Source organism: Bradyrhizobium sp. USDA 4461, from assembly GCF_054055655.1.
The window spans coordinates 2,481,212-2,499,512 of record NZ_JBSRXM010000001.1 but is presented as its reverse complement, the minus strand read 5'-3'; the positions used below and the strand labels follow the sequence as shown (position 1 = coordinate 2,499,512).

Genomic DNA, 18,301 nt, shown 5'->3' with positions numbered 1-18,301 from the left:
TCGCGAGCTTCGGCTAGGCAAGCCCGGAAAGTCCATCGTAGCGAAGTGAGCGAAGGCTGCCACGCCCATAGCCCGAAGGGCGACGGCGGGCCGGTTTAGCAAACTCCGCCCTCGGTTCGTGCTAACCCCCTCACGTCCCCGTAAACCGCGGCGGCCGCTTCTCCACAAAGCTCGCGACGCCTTCCCGGAAATCATTGCCCTTCAGCGCGATCTGCATCTCGCGGTTGGCGTCGATGGTGGCTTCGGCGAGCGTCTGGAACGGCACGTCGTAGACTTGGCGCTTGATGACAGCGATCGCGCTCGGCGAGACGAAGTCGGCGAGGTCGCGGGCATAGGCATAGGTGTCCTCGCGCAGCTTGTCCGGCGCAGAGAGCCGGTTGACGAGACCGATGCGCAGCGCCTCCGCGGCCGACACCCGCCGCGCCGACATCAACAGGTCGAGCGCGTTGGCGTGACCGACGATGCGCGGCAGCATCCAGCTGATGCCGTGCTCGGCGATCAGGCCACGCCGCGCGAAAGCGGTGGTGAACACGGCGCTGTCGGCCGCGAAGCGCAGATCGCAATACAGCGCGTGGACCAGGCCGATGCCGGCAGTGGCGCCATTGAGCATCGCGATCACGGGCTTCTTGATCGCGGGGTAGTAGGCGTAGCGCGTCTGCCAGTCGGCGCGGCGGTTCATGTCGAACGGGATGCTCTCGCCGCGCCTGACCTCGTTGGGATCGATGCCCTGCAACGCTTCCATGTCGGCGCCGGCGCAGAAGCCTCGGCCCGCGCCGGTCAGTACGATGACGCGAACATTGTCGTCGTTGGCTGCCGCCTCCATCGCGTGGCGCACGTCGCGCTCCATGATCGCGGTCCACGCATTCATGCGGTCGGGACGATTGAGCGTGATGGTCGCGATCCGGTCGCTGACCTCATAGAGGATGTGCTGGTAGCCCACGGCGATCTCCCTGTGCCTTGTTGTTATTGATAGGCGCGGCGCCACGGCCTGCGCGCGGCAGGTAACACTAGCACATCCATCACGATGAAAAGGCGGCGCGAAATTCCGCGCTGCGGCTATTCCGCGGCCTGTAGCATCACCGGCTGCGGCACGCGCGCGATCCAGCCGTCGATGAAATGCGTCAGCCAGGCGCGCTCGGCGGCATCGTGAACGGCGCGCTCGGCGAAGTGCTGATGACGAGGCTGTGCCCCCGGCGAATCCATCCGTGCACACCCGCGCGCGGTCCAGCGATGCATCATCGCGTAGGTGACGTCGGGATGGAATTGCAGGCCGAACGCATTGCCGAACTGGAACGCCTGGACCGGGAAATCATCGCCCGCCGCGAGCAGGTCTGCGCCGGCCGGCAATTGAAAGCCCTCGCCATGCCAGTGATAGACGCGCGCCGGCCAGTCCGGGCAGAGTGCGCGCCCCGCTGCCGTCGGCCTGACCGGGTAATAGCCGACCTCGACACGACCTTGCGGATGCGGTGCGACCTTGGCGCCGAGCTGCCGCGCCAGCATCTGCCCACCGAGGCAGATGCCGAGGAACGGGCGCTGCTCGCGCAAGGGAACGGCGATCCAGTCGATCTCACGCCGCACATAGTCGTCGGGATCGTTGGCGCTCATCGGGCCGCCGAAGATCACGGCGCCGGCATGCGCCTCGAGCGTCTCGGGCAGCGCATCGCCGAAGCGCGGGCGGCGGATGTCGAGGGGGTAGCCCAGCGCACGCAGCGCGTTGCCGATCCGGCCGGGGGTCGACGTCTCCTGATGCAGCACGATCAGCACCGGCCGCAGCGGGGTCCGATCTGCGATCTGATCCTTGAGCGTGACCGCAGCCGGCCTTCGGCTTGCGAAGGGCACCACGACACGGGTTTGGTCAGACCGGAACGACATCGCCTCCGACTTGGCCTCGAACTTGAAGGTTTGGCCTCTGCTCAAAGTTTCGGCACGTAAGGCACGATCATAGCTAAGTGGTCGTTAACATCGTGTGAGTTTGCGCACACCCAGGCGAAGCAAATCGCGGGCCAGAAACAGGCTTTAACGGCGATGAATCGGCGCGTTAGCGCTTGCGGAGCTGGAAACCGCCGACCGCGGTCAGGATGAAGGAGCGCGGGAATAGCCGGAGCAGGAACGGCACCAGCTTGATGAAGGCGCCGGGCAGCACCGCGCGCTTGTTGGCCATCAGGCCGCGATAGGCCTGACGGGCGACCTCATCAGGCGCGACGTTGAGGATGGCCGAATCGAAGCCGGGGGCAAAGCCGGCGCGATCCTGGAATTCGGAGGGCACGGGACCCGGGCAAACCACGGTGACGCGCACGCCTTTCGGCGCCAGCTCGCAACGCAGCGCCTCGGAGAACGAGAGCACATAGGCCTTGCTGGCGTAGTACACAGCCATGCCGGGCCCCGGCAGGAATCCGGCGATCGAGCCGAGATTGAGGATGCCGCCGCGGTTGCGGATCAGCTGATCGGCAAAGCGCAGCGTCAGGTCGGTCAGCGCGCGGATATTGACGTTGATCACGTCGAGCTGTTCGGCACGATCGCGCTCGACGGCGAGGCCGAACAGGCCGAAACCGGCATTGTTGACGAGATATTCGACCTCGACCCCAGCCTCGGCCAGGGCCGCGGCGATCTTATCACCCGCATCGGTCTGCTGGAGGTCGCAGGGAATCACGATCGGCGCCGCGCCGGCCGCCGCACCTGGCTTGGCCCCGAGTTCGTCGGCGAGCGCCTTCAGGCGATCGGCGCGCCGTGCCACCAGCGCCACGCGGTGACCATTCGATGCAAACACGCGCGCCAGTTCGGTGCCTATGCCCGCCGATGCCCCGGTTATCAGCGTCACACGCTCAGCCACGTTCAAACTCTTACTGCAAATTCTAGTGAGGTCCCCAACGGCGCGACGAGAGCATAGGCATGCGGTGTGACGCAAGACGCGTATGGGCTTGTGGATAGTTGTGGACCGCCGATTTGGCGATGAAATCGCCAGATTTTCAGTCGTATCGCCCCACAATCGCTGCGGAAATTAAAGTTTCTTAAAGTTTCGTCATCCGCGAGGCCGGCGATGGTGCTTCCGCTTGCGCCTGCGACCGTGTCAGATCGCCGCGTCCGCGGTGCCCCATGGGCCCTTTGGCAGCGCTGCCTGCTTCTCGGCGACCCGGTGCTTGAGGTCGATGCGGTCGCGCGAGGAGATGCCGAGCAGATCGGCCGCGCGCCAGACCACATTGTCCTCGAACTCGCTGACCTGGCCGTCGGCATAGACCAGCTCCCACATCATCTCGACGATGCGCAGCCGTCCCTCCTCGTTCACCGAGCGCATGATCACACTGGTAAAGTGATAGAGATCTACGGCCTCACCCTCGACGCGCATGGCGGAGGTGATCAGCTTGTCGGCGGTGCCGGGATCGAGCTGGAAACGGCTCTCGATCAGGCTGTGCAGCTTGAGCTTTTCGGCAGGCGTCGGCTCGCCGTCGAGCGAGACGACGTGCACCAGTAGCGCTGTCGCCGCCAGGCGATAGTCGCCGTCATTGAACGCGCGATCGGCCTGAGCATCGGGGGAGACGATATCGGCAATGAATTGTCGGAGTCCGTCGAGCATCGCTCTCTCTGCGCAATGAAGAAGTCTTCGATCGGAGCATGATCCGTTCGGAAAACCGCTACATACTTTTCCGGATCGTGCTCCAAAACCTATATGGCGTGGAAACAAAACCGGTGCAATCGCGCAGGTTCCCGCCGCGGCATTACGTTTCGGCAATATGACCGATTCCTCCGTCATTGCGGGGAGCGTAGCGAGGAAGCAATCCATGCCACCGCATATGCTGAGGTATGGATTGCTTCGCTCCGCTCGCAATGACGGTGCGAGATTGAAATACTACGGTATCTCGTACACCACGAGCTTGTCAGCAATGCCGCGCAGCGCCGCTTCCTTCTGGATCGGCTTGATCGCCGCGCGATCGAGGATCCCTGCGACTTCAACCGATTCCATCACCGGCTGGGTCAGATGGATTTCCTGCGACGTCGACAGGCTCTGCACCCTGGCGGCGATATTCACGGTCTGGCCGAAATAATCCTGCCGCTCGTTCAGCGTCACCGCGAGGCACGGCCCCTCATGGATGCCGATCTTGACGATCAGGTCTTCCTTGCCGCGCTCGGTGTTGAGCTGCTTCATCGCCGCCCGCATGCGCAGGCCCGCCGACAGAGCGTGCTCGGGCCGAATGAAGGTCGCCATCACGGCATCGCCGATCGTCTTCACAACGGCGCCGCGCTCGGAGGCGATGATCTCAAGCAGCGCGTGGAAATGCGCGCGCACCAGATCGAATGCGGCGAGATCGCCGACCCGCTCGTAGAGCGCGGTCGAACCCTTCAGATCGGTGAACAGGAAGGTCAGCGCGGTGATCTTCAGCCGCTGATCGCCGGTGAGGTTGTCGGCCTTGAACACATCGCGGAAGGTCTGGTTCGACAGCATCCGCTTCGCGGTGAGGATCGGCTTGCGCTTGCCAAGCAGCTTGTGCAGCGGATCGCCGGCGATCCACACCGAGGGCAGCACGCGGACATCGGCGTGATTCTCCAGCGAAAGCCGCAGGGGCCCCGGCCGCATCGTCGAGGTGCCGGTCGGCGCATGCGACTTGTTGAACGCGATCGAGAACTGCTGACGCTCGGCAGTCGGCTCGCCCTCGACGGCAAAGAAATGCGCCGAATGCGTCACCGGCTCGAACACGATGACGAACTGATTGGGCAGGTTGAGCGACAGGATCGCCTTTTCGCCGGGCGGCAGCTCGAGCCCCTCCAGCGTCACCTCGTTGATCAGCGTCGACACTGAACTCTCGTCGAACTCGATCCCCGAACTCCAGAACATCTGCCGGAAGTATTCCCAGATCGGCAGCGTGTTCGGATCGTGCGCAGCGATGTGGCGAACCCGCGGGCTGACGGTGAAGGCAACCTCGACCAGCTCGTCGACCGAGGCCTCGTAGCCGGCGGCGCACAGCGCGCAATTATAGTCATCGTGACGCAGCGACTTCAGCGTGGTGTGGGCGTCGAGCACGCCGCCGCAGCCCGGGCACAGCACGTTCCAGCTCATGTCGAACAGGCCGAGCCGGGAGGCATGCAGGAAACCGGAGATCACCTTCTCCTCGTCGAGGCCGGTGCGCCGCGAAAAATCCAGAGCGTTGATGCGATTGAGCTCGCGATCGTGACCATCGGCAATCAATTGCTGCATGGCATCGACGACGGCCGGATCGGTCGTCTGCCTGAGGACTGCGAAATGCGCCTGCGTATCGCTCATGGTGAGCCCCTAGAGCAGATCCGGAAAAGTGGAGACCTGTTTTCCGAAAAGATCATGCTGAATCAAGAAATGAGCATTGCGACACTATCGCGCAAGATCAGCGCGGCTTGATCGTAAAGGCCGGCGAGCGGTTCGGCTGCGTCGTCACCACGCCGATCGGCAGCACCGGTTCCTTGTCCGCCAGCGCGACGCGGAACGCGCCGATGATCTTCGCAAGCGCGAGCGTCGCCTCGACCAGCGCAAAATGCGCGCCGATGCAGACCCGCGCGCCGACGCCGAACGGCAGATAGGCGAAGCGATCCGGCGGCGTCCCCGTCATGAAACGCTGCGGCACGAACGCATTCGGATCGCGCCACAGTCTTTCATGCCGGTGCAGCAGCCACGGCGCGATCAGAATTACGTCATGCTTCCTGACCGGCCGGCCCGCAATGATATCGGGACCACCGGCCGCACGCGCGATTAAAAACGCTGGCGGATAAAGCCGCATGGTCTCGTCGACCACCGCGCGGGTGAATTTCAGCCGCTCGATGTCGAGCGCGCCATTCGTCGCCACCCTCCTGACTTCTGCCGCCAGCTGCTCCTGGGTCTCGGGGTCGAGCGCCAGCAGATAGAGCGCCCAGAACAGCGCGGTCGCAGTCGTCTCATGGCCGGCCAGGATCATGGTCGCGACCTGGTCGCCGAGCTGGGCATCGGTGAAGGCCTCACCGGTTTCCGGGTCTCGCGCGGCGCCCATCAGATCGAACAGGTCGCGGGCCGGTGCATTGTCATCCTTGCCGGCGGCACGGCGCTCAGCCATCAGCTGACCGACGAACGCAGTCCAGCGCTTGCGGAAGCGGGCGCGCCGGAAGTCCTGCGGGGTCGGCCAACCCAGCGGGAGTATCAGGTCCAGCATGTGCGGCCGTGCCAGCGTGTCGCCATACTCCATCACGAAATCGCGCAGCGCGGCGCCGTGGCGATCCATGCCGAACGAGAACATGGTGCGGCCGGCGATCTCCAGCGTCATGCGCTGCATTACCTCGCGCAGATCGACCGGGCCACCGCTCGCGGCCGTCAGCTTGGCGATGGTCTCGTCGACCGCCGCGATCATGTAGGGCTCGAGCGTGGTCACCGCGCGCGGCGTGAATGCCGGCGCCAGGGTGCGGCGCTGATGCTTCCACGCGCGGCCTTCGGCGATCAGCAGTCCCTCGCCCAGCATCGGGCGCAGCACGCGAAGGCCGGCCGGCGTGCGGGTGTAATTCTCGTAATTGTCGACCAGCACGTGGCGGATCGCATCAGGGGCGTTGAGGATGAAGCTTGAGCGGCCGAGAAAATGGCCTTGCACGATGTCATCCTGATAGGCGCGCTGGCCCCAGGTCTCGATCGGCGAGTTGCGCATCACCCGCATCCGCTGAAGCCCGGTCATGTCGTCGGGCGCGCGCGGCGGGGCGGGCGGGACCAGGGGGCGCCGCGTGACCGTGATATCGTAGACTTCGGCTATGCTCATGGTCCTCGCTTCCTGCCTCACGCAACAGCCGATCCGGCCATGCGATCCCGGCGCCATGAAGGCGCGCGGACCCTTTATAGGTCTTGCACAAGACCTAATAAGTCAGCTCGGCAACTGCAATCCGGTTCTCCGATGCCGGCCAGGCCCGCATCACAATGCGCTCCATGTTGAAGATTGCGGCGAGCGGACGGCCGATCTCGGCCGCGGTGAGCCGCAATGTCGTCACCGCATCGGTCGGCACGCCCGATTTGATGTCGGCCGGCTCCTTGCCGTCGAACAGCACGACATCGCGCGGTAATCCGAAATAGCCGCGCGGCCGCGACATCAGCACGATCGCGCCCGCACCGGCATCGGCGGGGCCGAGCGGCCGCGCCGCGCGCAGATGCACGATCTCGGAGGAGCGCGGAAACGGCGAACGATAGATGTGGGTCGTCACCGCATCGGGCGAGGTCAGCACGAATTCGAGCGGCCAGGACGGATCGACCTGCGCCGGCCCCCAGCGGCCGTCGGCGCCGGTCTGCGAGCTGTGCAGCGGGCCGCCGATCCGCTCGCCGGTCTCCGCCGCCACATGATAGATGTCGACCGTGGCGCCCGGCACCGGGCGGTTGGTCGGCACGCCGCCGGTTGTGCCGGTGACGAGGCCGCTCAACCTCACCGGCTGCTCCGGTGCGATCTCGATCCGCGACGGCTCGTGCCCCGCGATGAACTTGTAGATTTCGCGAAAGGCGCGCGGATGATAGGCGGTCTCGCGATGATCGACCGCGCCGAGCACCAGATTGGTCGCGCCCTTCAGCGCCGGACCATCTGACGTGACGTTGGTCGGCGTACCCGGCTTGCCGATGAAGCGGCCATCGGCTTGCGCATATTTGTCGAGACCATCGCTGCGCAAGGTCAGGAATGCGGTGCCCGCGGTCACCTCGCTGTCGCCCTCATTCAGCCCGCGCAGGAACGGGCCGCGACCGTTGAACTCGTTGCCGAGGCCGTCGTCCGACCCATAGACGCCGTGATTGGGCGTGCCGCACAGCACCGCGTGGCTGACGTCGCCGCCGCCACCGTTCTTGATGAAGTTGCGGATCGCATTGCCGCCGCGGGAATTGCCGACCAGCGCGATCCGCGCGGCGCCGGTGTTCTGCTTCAGTTCCCTGACCGCCTCGGCGAGCGCGCGGCGCTGATCCTCGGTCGAGGAGCGTCCCGCCTGCTCGACCTTGTCATCGGCGCGCGCCAGCGGATCGGCGAAATTGATCGCGGCCATGCGCTCGCGCGGCACGCCGTTGGTTTCCATCCGCCACAGCGTCGTCAGCCAGAGCGCGGCGTGGTCGCCATTGCCGTGCACGAACAGGATCGGCGGCGGAATCTCGGCGGCGGACGCCGGCTGGGCCAGCGCCGGGGTGGCGAGGCGGCCGGCCATCAGCGACAGCGCGCCGGTCCCTTGCAAAAATCTCCGCCGCGACAGCGCCATCGGTCCCCTTCCCCAATCCTTCCTCAGGTCTTTCAGGGCTTTAGCTGTGACCTACATCAGCGAAATATACCGTAATCGCTGGACAGGACACGCGTTTGCCGGGCATCAGTTGATACAGCCGGAATCATTCAACAATTCATAGCAGGCCAACCGGAACCGGATATGACCGAACCGCGTGATCGCTCCGACAGTATCACTGCACCGTTGCGGCATTCAATCTTCCGGCGCATCTGGCTCGCCAGCCTGCTCTCCAATCTCGGCATCCTGATCCAGGGCGTCGGCGCCGCCTGGGCGATGACCCAGATGACCGCCGAGGCCGACAAGGTGGCGCTGGTGCAGACCGCGCTGATGCTGCCGGTCATGCTGATCTCGATGCCGGCCGGCGCCATCGCCGACATGCATGACCGCCGCGTTGTGGCGCTGGTGTCGCTCATGATCGCGCTGTCCGGCGCCACCACGCTGACGGTGCTGGCCTGGCTCAATCTGGTGACGCCGAACATCCTGCTCGCGCTGTGCTTCGTGGTCGGCAGCGGCATGGCGCTGTTCGGCCCGGCCTGGCAATCCTCGGTCAGCGAGCAGGTGCCGTCCGAGACGCTGCCCGCCGCGGTCGCGCTGAACGGCATCAGCTACAACATCGCGCGCAGCTTCGGTCCTGCGATCGGCGGCATCGTGGTGGCGTCCGCGGGCGCGGTGGCGGCATTCGCGGCCAACGCCGTGCTGTATCTGCCGCTGCTGGTCGTGCTGTTCCTGTGGCGGCGCGTCAGCGAGCCGTCGCGGCTGCCGCGCGAGCGGCTGAACCGCGCGATCGTCTCCGGCGTGCGCTACATCACCAATTCGCCGTCGATCAAGATCGTGCTGACCCGCACCATGGTGACCGGCATCATCGGCGGCTCGGTCTCGGCGCTGATGCCGCTGGTGGCGCGCGACCTGCTGCATGGCGGCGCGCAGACCTACGGCATCATGCTCGGCGCGTTCGGCATGGGCGCGGTGATCGGCGCGCTCAACATCAGCGAGATCCGCAGCCGGCTCAGCGGCGAGGCCGCGATCCGCGTCTGTGCGTTGACGATGGGGGCGGCGATCGCGGCCGTGGCCGTGAGCACGCAGCCGGTGATCACCGCGGCAGCCCTGGTGGTTGCCGGCGCGGTGTGGATGCTGGCGATCGCGCTGTTCAATATCGGCGTGCAGCTGTCGGCGCCGCGCTGGGTCGCCGGCCGGTCGCTGGCGGCCTTCCAGGCCTCGATCGCCGGCGGCATCGCGATCGGCAGCTGGTGCTGGGGCCGCATCACCGATCTCGGCGGCGTCGAGATGGCGCTGTTGATCTCGGCCGGCCTGATGCTGCTGTCGCCGGTGCTCGGCATCTGGCTCAGGATGCCGCCGATCGGCGCCCGCAACGAGGACGCCACCGATATGCTGGCCGATCCCGAGGTGCGGCTGCAACTGAGCGGGCGCAGCGGGCCGCTGGTGGTCGAGATCGAATACCGGGTGGCGCAGGACAAGGCCCGCGCCTTCCACAATGTGATGCAGGACGTGCAGCTGAGCCGCCAGCGCAACGGCGCCTATGGCTGGTCGATCGCGCGCGACATCGCCGATCCCGAATTGTGGACCGAGCGCTACCACTGCCCGACCTGGCTCGATTTCCTGCGCCAGCGCAATCGCGCCACCCAGATCGAGCGCGAATTGCATCAGAAGGCGGCCGACTTCCACATCGGTGCCGAACCGATCCGGGTGCGCCGGATGCTGGAGCGTCCGTTCGGCTCGGTGCGCTGGAAGGACGAGACCCCGGACCGCGCCGCCAAGGAGGTGATCCCGGTGGTGGCGACCGCGGCGGGGAGTAGTACGTAGTCTCGATCGTCGTCGTTCCGGGGCGCGCGAAGCGCGAGCCCGGAATCCATACTCACGATCGTGGTTATGGATTCCGGGCCCATCGCTGACGCGATGTCCCGGAATGACGACGGCTGGCGCTACTGCCCGTTATCGATAAGCGTCTGCTGGCAGGGCTTGCTGAGGCGGCTGCGATGCTCCTTCAGGCAGGCCAGCACGACCTGATCGCCCTCGCTGAGATGCGCACGGCAGAACCGCGACGCATCGCGTGAGCAGGCATCGCGTCCCTGCTGCTGTGCAGAGGCGGCCGACGCCAACAGAACGAATGGCACGACGGCGAGCAGAAATCGGGTCATGTCTCAAAGCCTCTAAAGAATGCACCGCCGGTTCTATAGTGTTTCAGCGCCGGGAAGAAGCTTGAAACGGCGGGCCGACCGGTCGGTTCCACCGCGCAAGATCACTCCGCGGCGGCCCGGCGCTGGGCGGCGAGATCGCGATCCAGCACGACGCGGCAGCCGCTGGTCAGCTGGGAGCGATTCCTGATCATGCAGGCGGTGATTTTGGGGATGTTCGGGATCTCTGCGCTGCACAGGCGGAACGCGTCGCCGGTGCACATCTGCTGCGCCTCGGCGCTGAACGCGAAGCCCGCGGTCGGCGACAACACGGACACGCTGGCCGCAACGGCCAACGCAACGCTGGCCCTGCGGACGGTAACCCGGCTCCTGAAGATGGTGGTCATGATCGGCTCCCATCGGCACCGCGAATGGCGGGGCCCGTTGTTCGATGGGTCCGATACTGCGCGGGCGCGAGCCAGCAGACTGTGATAGTCATCACGCAGGCGTAAGCCGCACTTTTTCTTGCCGTTCCGGCGCCCCGTTGGGATCGCGTTAAGACCTTGTTGGCATTAATCGCTCGTTACGGCTGTGGCGTATCCCTGAGTTCCGAGAGAGTGTGTAGCGATGCGTAGTGCGTTGGGCCTGATGCTGGCCAGTGTTGTAGCGGCGATCGTGATCGCCGGCGTGTGGTTCTGGACCTCCTCTCCGCGTGCCGACGCGGCACCTCCGCAGACCACGGCCGCAAGCCAGGCCGATCCGCTTCCCGCGGCGGCCAAGCAGGCCGCCAGGGACGATGTCGAGACGACCGCCGCGCTGTCGAAGCGCGCCGATGCCACCCAGGCAGCCGCCCCGGCCGCCGCCCCCGCAGCGGCGCCGATGCCGGCCCCGGTCGCAGCCGCGGCCACGCCCAAATGCAACAATCCAGACGCGCTCGGCATCAGCCGCACCGTCGTGGTCGACACCACGGGCGGCCCGGGCTTCGGCTTCCTGCAATACAAGCAGTACGACTTCCTGACCGACCATGAGGTCGTGCTGACCTTCGACGACGGTCCGTGGCCGACCACGCCCGCGGTGCTCAAGGCGCTGGCGGATGAGTGCACCAAGGCGGTGTTCTTCCCGATCGGCCTGCACACCACTTATCACCCGGATATCCTGCGCCAGGTCGCAGCCGCGGGCCACACCATCGGCGCCCACACCTGGTCGCATGCGCATCTGGCGGGCAAGAAGATCACCGAGCAGCAGGCCAAGGACGAGATCGAGAAGGGCTTTAGCGCGGTGAAGCTGGCGCTCGGCGCCAACCCCGCCCCGTTCTTCCGCTTCCCGGCGCTCGCGCATACGCCGGCCACCACGGCCTATCTCGGCACCCGCAACATCGCGATGTTCTCGGTCGACGTCGATTCCAACGACTTCAAGTCCAAGAACTCCGACGAGGTGATCAACAACGTGATGACCAAGCTCGACAAGGAGCACAAGGGCATCATCCTGATGCACGATCTGCAGAAGCACACCGCGCAGGCGCTGCCGACGCTGCTGCGCAAGCTGAAGGCGGGCGGCTACAAGGTGGTCTGGATGAAGGCCAAGACCCAGATCGAGACGCTGCCCGAATACGACGCGATGATGGCGAAGACCGAGAAGCCGGTCGCATCGGGCCGGCCGATCGGCAACGTCGTGCAGACCGTCGCGGACTAACGCAGCCAACGCATTCGACACGCTCAACGCAAGGCGCCCCCGGATCGGATCCGGGGGCGCTTTCGTTTTGCGGCCCTAGCCACCCTTCAAGGGAACGCGTGTCGCGCCCTGCGGTGGCTCCAGCCAAAACAAGCGAAACAACCCCATGCAAAGGAGCTGAAAGGTGCCAAGTTACCAGTAAATCCCGTGGCGACGCAGCTCGCCGATGATCCGGCCCTCGGTCCAGCGCCGGGCGTGGCGATGATGGCTCGACCGGTGCGCTCCTCCCGCTGCTCGCCTACCGCCGGGCGTCGGGCGCCGCTGACGGCTGGACGCTGGCCTGCTGCGCTGGCACTGCTGCACGGTCGGTTGGGCTTGCAGCCGCGTGGCGACCGACGCTGCGCGCTCGACATATCTTGGCGCCTCCGGCGGCTTCGGCGGTGCTTCGACGGCGGGCACCGCCGGCGCCTCACCGCTTATACGCGAGCCATAGACGTCATTGATTGAGCAGTTCAGGCGGTCCGTAACCCACCCGATCGAAACCTCGCCTTGCTCAACCTTCTTCGCAGCAACACTTAGTAGGTTCTCCGATACGCGCGGAATCTGAACATGATCACGGTTCGGCAAACCTAATGATTCAGCTCGTTTTTCAGGACCTCCGAAATTGTCACGCAAATGGTCCGCTAGCGATTTAGCTCCGCCGGATGGCAACAATTGTAAGTCTTCACACCGGCGCGCCGCCACCTCGAAGCTCACGCCATAAAAGCGCGAGAGATACAGTATCTCGATATCGCCAATTGCCGGATTTCTAATGCCGAGCGTTTTGCGAACCTGCTGTAGGAATTTTCCTACGCCTCCCGCCGGAAGCAGCAGGATCGAAGCAAAAGCATTTACAAAATGCTCGGCTTGCGACCGGTGTCTATGAAGACCTCCAATCTGCCCCGCGAGATCGAAGGTGACTGATCGATTTGCATTCTTGTGGTGGGTGATTAGGTGACCAATTTCGTGTGCCAGCGTAAACAGCATTCTTCCGCTGAAACGGGGCGATACGAATACGAACGGATAGCCGTCCGCGATAACTGAAGCTCCCTCGAAGCGGGAAGTCTCCAGCCTGCCCACTATCACACCTAAGTCAACAATTAGGCGAGGCAAATCGGTGAGCGGCTCGTCGGGCTTAGACGGCAGCAGCATCAATCGGAATTCATTAGCGAGCCTATCTGCCTCTTCATACGTTTCCTCCACGAAGCGGAACTGCGAGAGCCATTTCGGTGGCGTGTCGCGCGGTGGAAGCATTTTTAACGCGGCCTCCACAAAGCCGGCCGCAGCCTCCACGCCACGATCAGGTCTTGAAGAGACGGTTTGACGGAACAGCATCCCGAGTTCGCTTTTCGATGCGCCCTCTGACGCGAACGATCGAAGAGGAACCTTCAAGCCGCGCGATAGCGCGCGGAGGTCCGCCAAAGTAGGGTCTTCTCCATCCAAAAAGGCGCGGATACGATCCGATGACAATCGCGACTTGCTCGCTATCTCATCAGCCGATAGCGGCAACTGTCTTAGGAAGGTCGCTACTCTGGTCATGATCGCGTTAAGGCGGCAGGTCGGCGTCTTTTTAAACAGTATAGGATCGCTCATGTTCCCGCGTGCATTGGGATCAGTACCCGTGGCTGATATGTAAATGTAGCCCTTCACCGGTCGTCTCCGCGCGTCAAATTCTTTCTGATTGCCAAGTCGCCCTAAGGCTCTTTCGAACAGCCTCGAAGGGATTGCTGACGACGAGCTTGCGTCGCCCCCTTGAAGCAAACTTTTCGCCGCAATGTTCGCACGCGTGTTCCTTGTGAGGAAAGAATGCCAAATCACCTGTGTCGAAGTGCGGGCTCTCGCAGCGTGGGCACGTCAAGCTGACAACTTTGTCAGATAGATGTGGAAGCGCTTGCTGAGCCATGAAATATTGGACATGCGTTTCGGTAAGCTCGACTCCGTCAACCGCGACATGATCGAAGGTGTCGTCCACGACGATGGTCCCTTGTGAGTCATACAAATGGATATGCAAGCCTTCCTCTTCCGCACGCGTTGAAGTCCAAACCAGTGCGGGATTCGACGCCCAGATTTGCATGCCTCCCGGATACGAGGCCTGCTTTACGTCGAGATTGCGGGGCGCTCTCACGGGCGGGATATCATGCTGCACTCGCTTCAGGAGCGCGACTGGATTGGAAATCGACTTTTCCGAATCGTTGAAATGGCGTCCACAAGCTTGGCACATGTGCCTGCGGTGCGGCCTGAGGGCAAAATAGCCCGCGTCCAAGTGTGCCTCGTCGCAGTGAGGGCACCGCAGAAGTTTGACGTCGCGGTTGAGAAAGCGACTTAGATAAAAGCTTATCGCGGTGTCACCCGTGATAGTTGCCTGCTCGGTTGGCGAGAGCTTCACGATGACAGTGTCGAAGGTATCATCAACTTGCTTGCTGCCCTCCTTGGTTGCGCGGGCGTGAACGTGAATTCCCATCTCCGGTGGCATCGACGACGTATCGTAGACGGCTAGTACCGCTCCCCAAAGGGCAATGCCGCCCGGATGTTCAGATGCATCAAGCTCGATTACCTTGGGTGCCTTAGTCGCCTTGGCAACGCCAACACACTCAGGGAGACGCACGCCATGCGTACCCGTCGCGTTCGATTGGTGCGCTCGACACCAATAACGCGGCTTTCCGTTCCTCTGTTTTCCGACGTGCTCGATCAAGCAGCGGTCATCGCGGAGATGGGGCATGGAAAGGGCCTTGCTTTGTAACCCCTTAGAACATAAAGGGAACAATTTGTTCAGTTCCGCAACTAGAGGAAGAGCGCAACTCCTCAGCACTAAGATCGGTTGATATCGTCAGAGACTATTTGCTAGCGGCAGCGTACGCTTATGCCTTGTTCACTCAGCCTCGCTGAGGCGATATGCGCAAATCACGCGGCCAAAGATCGTCGCCATCAAGCAACATTAAGCTACTGATCTAATGTAGGAAATGCTGGTGCCGCAAGAGGGACTCGAACCCCCGACCCCGTCATTACGAATGACGTGCTCTACCAACTGAGCTATTGCGGCGAACCGTTCGGCAACGGCCTGACAGCGCGCACCTGATATCGGGCATGACCCCGATTGGCAAGATGACGCGGGTATTTAACCGCCCGGCGGTTATCTACCTACGAATTAGCTTCCCAAACGTGACAGAAATCCGCGCCAGCCGCCCGCCTGGGCTTTGGGCGGGCCGATTTGTTCCGCGAATTCGTCGACCGGGCCGTCCTCGTCGACCCCGGGGTCGTCGGGGGCGCGTACGATCGGGATCACGGCCGGGATCGGCGCTGGCGGTGCCTTGGGCAGGTCGGTCCGGGAGCGGAACAGGGGCGCCGGGGCCGGCGGCGCCGGTTCGGCGGCTGCTGGCGGCGGGGCCGGCTCCGGCGCGGCCGGGGCGGGCTCTGCCTCGATGGCCGCTGGCAGCGGGGCGTTATCCTGGGCGGTCGGCGCGGCCGGCTCCACTGGTTTGCTCTCGGCCGGCTTCACCTCGACCGGTTCAACCGGGTTGGCCGGCTCCGGCGGTTTGGCTGTCTCCGGCTCGCTGGCCAGCTCCTTGGCCAGTTCCCTGGGCGGCTCGACCCGGCGCGGCGCCAGCATCGCCTCCTCGAACGGCGAGGGCTCGATCGCATGGCCCTTGTCGGAGGGCAGCGCCGCGACCGGGGTCTGCCACTGGAAGGCATCGAGGCGGCCGGTGACCGGCGAGACCGGACGCCAGCGGTCGGAGACATAGCCGTCGGCGGTCCACACCGGATCATGCAGCGCGCGCACCGCGCGCAAGGTCCAGGCCCGCGCCCGGCCGCTGTCGCCATGCTCGGTGCGCTCGATCTCGGCCATCAGCAGCGCGACGCGCTGCGTCGGCGCTGCTGCGAACGGCTCCAGCGCCGCACGCGCCTTGGCGAACTCGGCCGCATCGATCGCCGCGCGCGCGATCGCCAGCGCGCCTTCGATATGGCCCGGCGTCTTCGCCGCCAACGTCTCGACCCGCACCAGGCGCTGGCGCGCGGAATCGCCGAGCCGAACATGCGAATAGGCGTCGGCGAGATCGGGATGCGGCTGCGTGAGCCACGCGGTCTCGACGATGCGCATCGCGCGGCGCACCTGATGCGCCTCGCTCTCGAACTTCGCGGCGAGCACGGCGGCCGGGATCAGCGTCGGCGCCAGCTTCACCGCCTCCATCGCACTCGCGCGCGACAGATCGCGATCGATGGTCTCGAATTCCAGCGCGCGCGCCGTCAGCAGCACGCCGCGCTGCCGCCGGTAGGTCGCCTTGTCGATCAATCCGGCGCTCTGGTTGTTGTCGATGATCGACAGCGCGCCGGCCCAATCGCCCTTGGCGCAGCAGAAGCCGAGCACCGCATGCGACGCCCATGACGACGACGGCGACAGCTTCAGCGCTTCCTCGGCGATCATCACGGCGGCCACCGGATCGTCGGCGCGCTGCGCTTCGATGAACAGGCCGCGCAGGCCGAGCAGCCGCGTGTCGGCGCGCTCGGCCATGGCGCGGAAGGCGCGCTGCGCGCCGTCGCGGTCGCCATCGAGCTGCGCCGATTGCGCGTGCAGCAGCAGCGCCAGCGGATCGCCTCCGGCATGGCGCCGCGCCAACTCGGCATGCGCACGCGCCGCCGATGAATCGCCATGTCCGACCGCGAGCAGGCCTTGCGTGATGGCGTGACGACCGCGTGCCTGGCGCCGCTCGCGGCTGCCGCGGCGGATGTGGCCCGGGATCTTCCACAGCGCGCGCAGGATCACACCGGCGACCATCGCAACGACAATGAGGAGGCCGAGCAGATACATCGGCTGCTTCGACGTCAGGCGGAAGCCGCCCCAATTCAGCACGAGATCGCCGGGCTGATCGGCCAACCAGGCCGCACCCGCTGCAGCGAGCGCGATCAGCAGCAGAAACAGAATGATCCGGATCATCAAGAACCCAATTGCAAGAAGCTATTGATTGACCGTGGCGAGCGCCGCCATGGCGTTGTCGGCAAATTTCCGCGACGCGTCGAGCGCGGCGCGGCGCGCGTCCACCTTGGCGAGCCAGGCCTGTGCCGCAGTGCGATCAGCCGGCGGCAGCGACTTCAATTCACGCTCGGTCAATGCGAGATCATTATGCACGGCGGCCGATGTCACGCGCGCGACGATGCTGCTGCGATCGGTGCCGGTGCCATCGGCGCGCTCGATGCGGATCAGCTTGGAGGCGCCGGCCTGCAGACGATCGACCAGGCCCGCATTCGCCGCCGCAGCGTCCGGCGCCGGCGGCGCGAGCTGCGGCACGATCTCGATCAGCTCACGGCACAGTGCGGCCGGGCTCGGTACACCTGATGTCGCAAACGTCTCGAGCGGCTTCAACACCCCGGCATCATCCGACATTGCCTTCGCGGCCTCCAGCGCTGACGCATAGGGGTCGCCATGACGAACCGCGCCATCGAGCAGCGATGCCGCGACCACGCGGCGCAGCGGCACATCGTCCGCCTTGGCCTCGGCCTTGGTGTCGGCGATCTTGCCGTCCTGTTTGGCGATCGCCGCACCCTGCGCCTTCAATGCGCCCTCGACCTTGTCGATGCGCGCGGTGATGCCGGAGATGTCGGCCGCAGCGCCGTCGCGCGGCGCGGCCGTGGCGTCATTGACCGCAGCGGCAAGCTTGTCGGATTGCGCTCGCGTTGCGGCGAGCTCGGAGCGCAGCGCGGCGATCGATTTGTCGAGCGCCTCGAGCCGCGCCGTTGTCGCGGGATCGGCGGCCGCAGCAGGCGGCCGGCTCGCCTTCGATTCCAACGCGCTGACGCGGGCGCCGAGTTCGTCGACCGCGGCGGCATTGGGCTGCGCCACCGGGAGCTGCTGCACCGTGGGCCAGCCGAGCAGCCAGCCGACCCCGATCACAAGGGCTGCCGCGACCGCGCCGGACAGCGGCGCCACCACCCAGGGCGATACCGGCCGCGCCGGCTCGGCATCCGGCGCCGCGGAAGCCGTCCCATGCTGCGGCTCCGTTTGAGGCGCGGCGTCGGCCTGGGGCTCCACCCCAAGGGCCGCGGCGTCAACGGACGGCCTTTCAGCTTCCTTGCCGGTGTCCTTGCCGGCTTCCTCGGCGCCCTCGGCATTCGGCGGTTCACTGGAGATATCGGTCGCCTGAAGATCGATGGTCGGCGGCGCGCGCTTGGGCCGGGAATCCGGCGAAGGTCCTGTGTCGTCGGGCCTTTCTTCAGCCATCGCAGAGGGTCCTCAAAACTATTGGCCGCAC

At 65.1% G+C, this 18,301-nt stretch carries 15 protein-coding genes and 1 tRNA gene; 2 read left to right on the top strand and 14 right to left on the bottom strand.

What is annotated here, in order from left to right; translation table 11 throughout:
* Positions 1-130: 130 nt before the first annotated feature.
* The 7 genes from ACVINW_RS11655 to ACVINW_RS11625 all read right to left on the bottom strand — a co-directional run bounded on the left by ACVINW_RS11655 (position 131) and on the right by ACVINW_RS11625 (position 8,196).
* Positions 131-940 carry an enoyl-CoA hydratase gene (locus ACVINW_RS11655; protein WP_456751424.1) on the bottom strand — a complete coding sequence of 270 codons (810 nt, stop codon included), beginning with the start codon at positions 938-940 and terminating at the stop codon, positions 131-133.
* 116 nt (positions 941-1,056) lie between these two features.
* On the bottom strand, positions 1,057-1,872 hold the full coding sequence (locus ACVINW_RS11650; RefSeq protein ID WP_456756371.1) for a glutamine amidotransferase: 816 nt from the start codon (positions 1,870-1,872) through the stop codon (positions 1,057-1,059).
* A gap of 166 nt (positions 1,873-2,038) precedes the next feature.
* On the bottom strand, positions 2,039-2,830 hold the full coding sequence (locus ACVINW_RS11645; protein WP_456751423.1) for an SDR family NAD(P)-dependent oxidoreductase: 792 nt from the start codon (positions 2,828-2,830) through the stop codon (positions 2,039-2,041).
* Positions 2,831-3,067: 237 nt separating this feature from the next.
* Entirely contained in the window at positions 3,068-3,571 is a 504-nt protein-coding gene (locus tag ACVINW_RS11640) for a tellurite resistance TerB family protein (protein ID WP_456751422.1), read from the bottom strand.
* A gap of 273 nt (positions 3,572-3,844) precedes the next feature.
* On the bottom strand, positions 3,845-5,254 hold the full coding sequence (locus ACVINW_RS11635; protein WP_456751421.1) for a DUF5939 domain-containing protein: 1,410 nt from the start codon (positions 5,252-5,254) through the stop codon (positions 3,845-3,847).
* 97 nt (positions 5,255-5,351) lie between these two features.
* Entirely contained in the window at positions 5,352-6,737 is a 1,386-nt protein-coding gene (locus ACVINW_RS11630; RefSeq protein ID WP_456751420.1) for a cytochrome P450, read from the bottom strand.
* Between the two features lie 94 nt (positions 6,738-6,831).
* On the bottom strand, positions 6,832-8,196 hold the full coding sequence (locus ACVINW_RS11625) for a hydrolase (RefSeq protein WP_456751419.1): 1,365 nt from the start codon (positions 8,194-8,196) through the stop codon (positions 6,832-6,834).
* A 162-nt stretch (positions 8,197-8,358) separates the two neighbouring features.
* Between ACVINW_RS11625 and ACVINW_RS11620 the strand changes: the two genes are divergently transcribed.
* On the top strand, positions 8,359-10,038 hold the full coding sequence (locus tag ACVINW_RS11620) for an MFS transporter (RefSeq protein ID WP_456751418.1): 1,680 nt from the start codon (positions 8,359-8,361) through the stop codon (positions 10,036-10,038).
* 119 nt (positions 10,039-10,157) lie between these two features.
* Here the strand turns inward: ACVINW_RS11620 and ACVINW_RS11615 are convergent, their stop codons facing one another.
* Together ACVINW_RS11615 and ACVINW_RS11610 are read right to left on the bottom strand one after the other, a co-directional pair.
* Entirely contained in the window at positions 10,158-10,373 is a 216-nt protein-coding gene (locus tag ACVINW_RS11615; protein WP_456751417.1) for a cysteine rich repeat-containing protein, read from the bottom strand.
* A 101-nt stretch (positions 10,374-10,474) separates the two neighbouring features.
* Positions 10,475-10,756, bottom strand: coding sequence for a hypothetical protein (locus ACVINW_RS11610; RefSeq protein ID WP_456751416.1), 282 nt, complete (start codon positions 10,754-10,756; stop codon positions 10,475-10,477).
* 220 nt (positions 10,757-10,976) lie between these two features.
* Between ACVINW_RS11610 and ACVINW_RS11605 the strand changes: the two genes are divergently transcribed.
* Positions 10,977-12,041: a polysaccharide deacetylase family protein gene (locus tag ACVINW_RS11605; protein WP_456751415.1), complete on the top strand. Its 1,065-nt coding sequence runs from the start codon at positions 10,977-10,979 to the stop codon at positions 12,039-12,041.
* Between the two features lie 171 nt (positions 12,042-12,212).
* On the opposite strand, the gene ACVINW_RS11600 is transcribed toward ACVINW_RS11605, so the two are convergent.
* From ACVINW_RS11600 to ACVINW_RS11580, 5 genes are all read right to left on the bottom strand, one after another.
* Complete coding sequence (locus ACVINW_RS11600; protein WP_456751414.1) at positions 12,213-13,709, bottom strand: ImmA/IrrE family metallo-endopeptidase; 1,497 nt, start codon at positions 13,707-13,709, stop codon at positions 12,213-12,215.
* A gap of 16 nt (positions 13,710-13,725) precedes the next feature.
* Positions 13,726-14,751 carry a hypothetical protein gene (locus ACVINW_RS11595; RefSeq protein ID WP_456751413.1) on the bottom strand — a complete coding sequence of 342 codons (1,026 nt, stop codon included), beginning with the start codon at positions 14,749-14,751 and terminating at the stop codon, positions 13,726-13,728.
* 272 nt (positions 14,752-15,023) lie between these two features.
* Positions 15,024-15,099 (bottom strand) — tRNA-Thr (locus ACVINW_RS11590).
* Positions 15,100-15,204: 105 nt separating this feature from the next.
* Complete coding sequence (locus ACVINW_RS11585; protein WP_456751412.1) at positions 15,205-16,989, bottom strand: heme biosynthesis HemY N-terminal domain-containing protein; 1,785 nt, start codon at positions 16,987-16,989, stop codon at positions 15,205-15,207.
* A gap of 21 nt (positions 16,990-17,010) precedes the next feature.
* Positions 17,011-18,270, bottom strand: a complete 1,260-nt coding sequence (locus ACVINW_RS11580) for a COG4223 family protein (RefSeq protein WP_456751411.1) — start codon at positions 18,268-18,270, stop codon at positions 17,011-17,013.
* Positions 18,271-18,301: the final 31 nt, after the last annotated feature.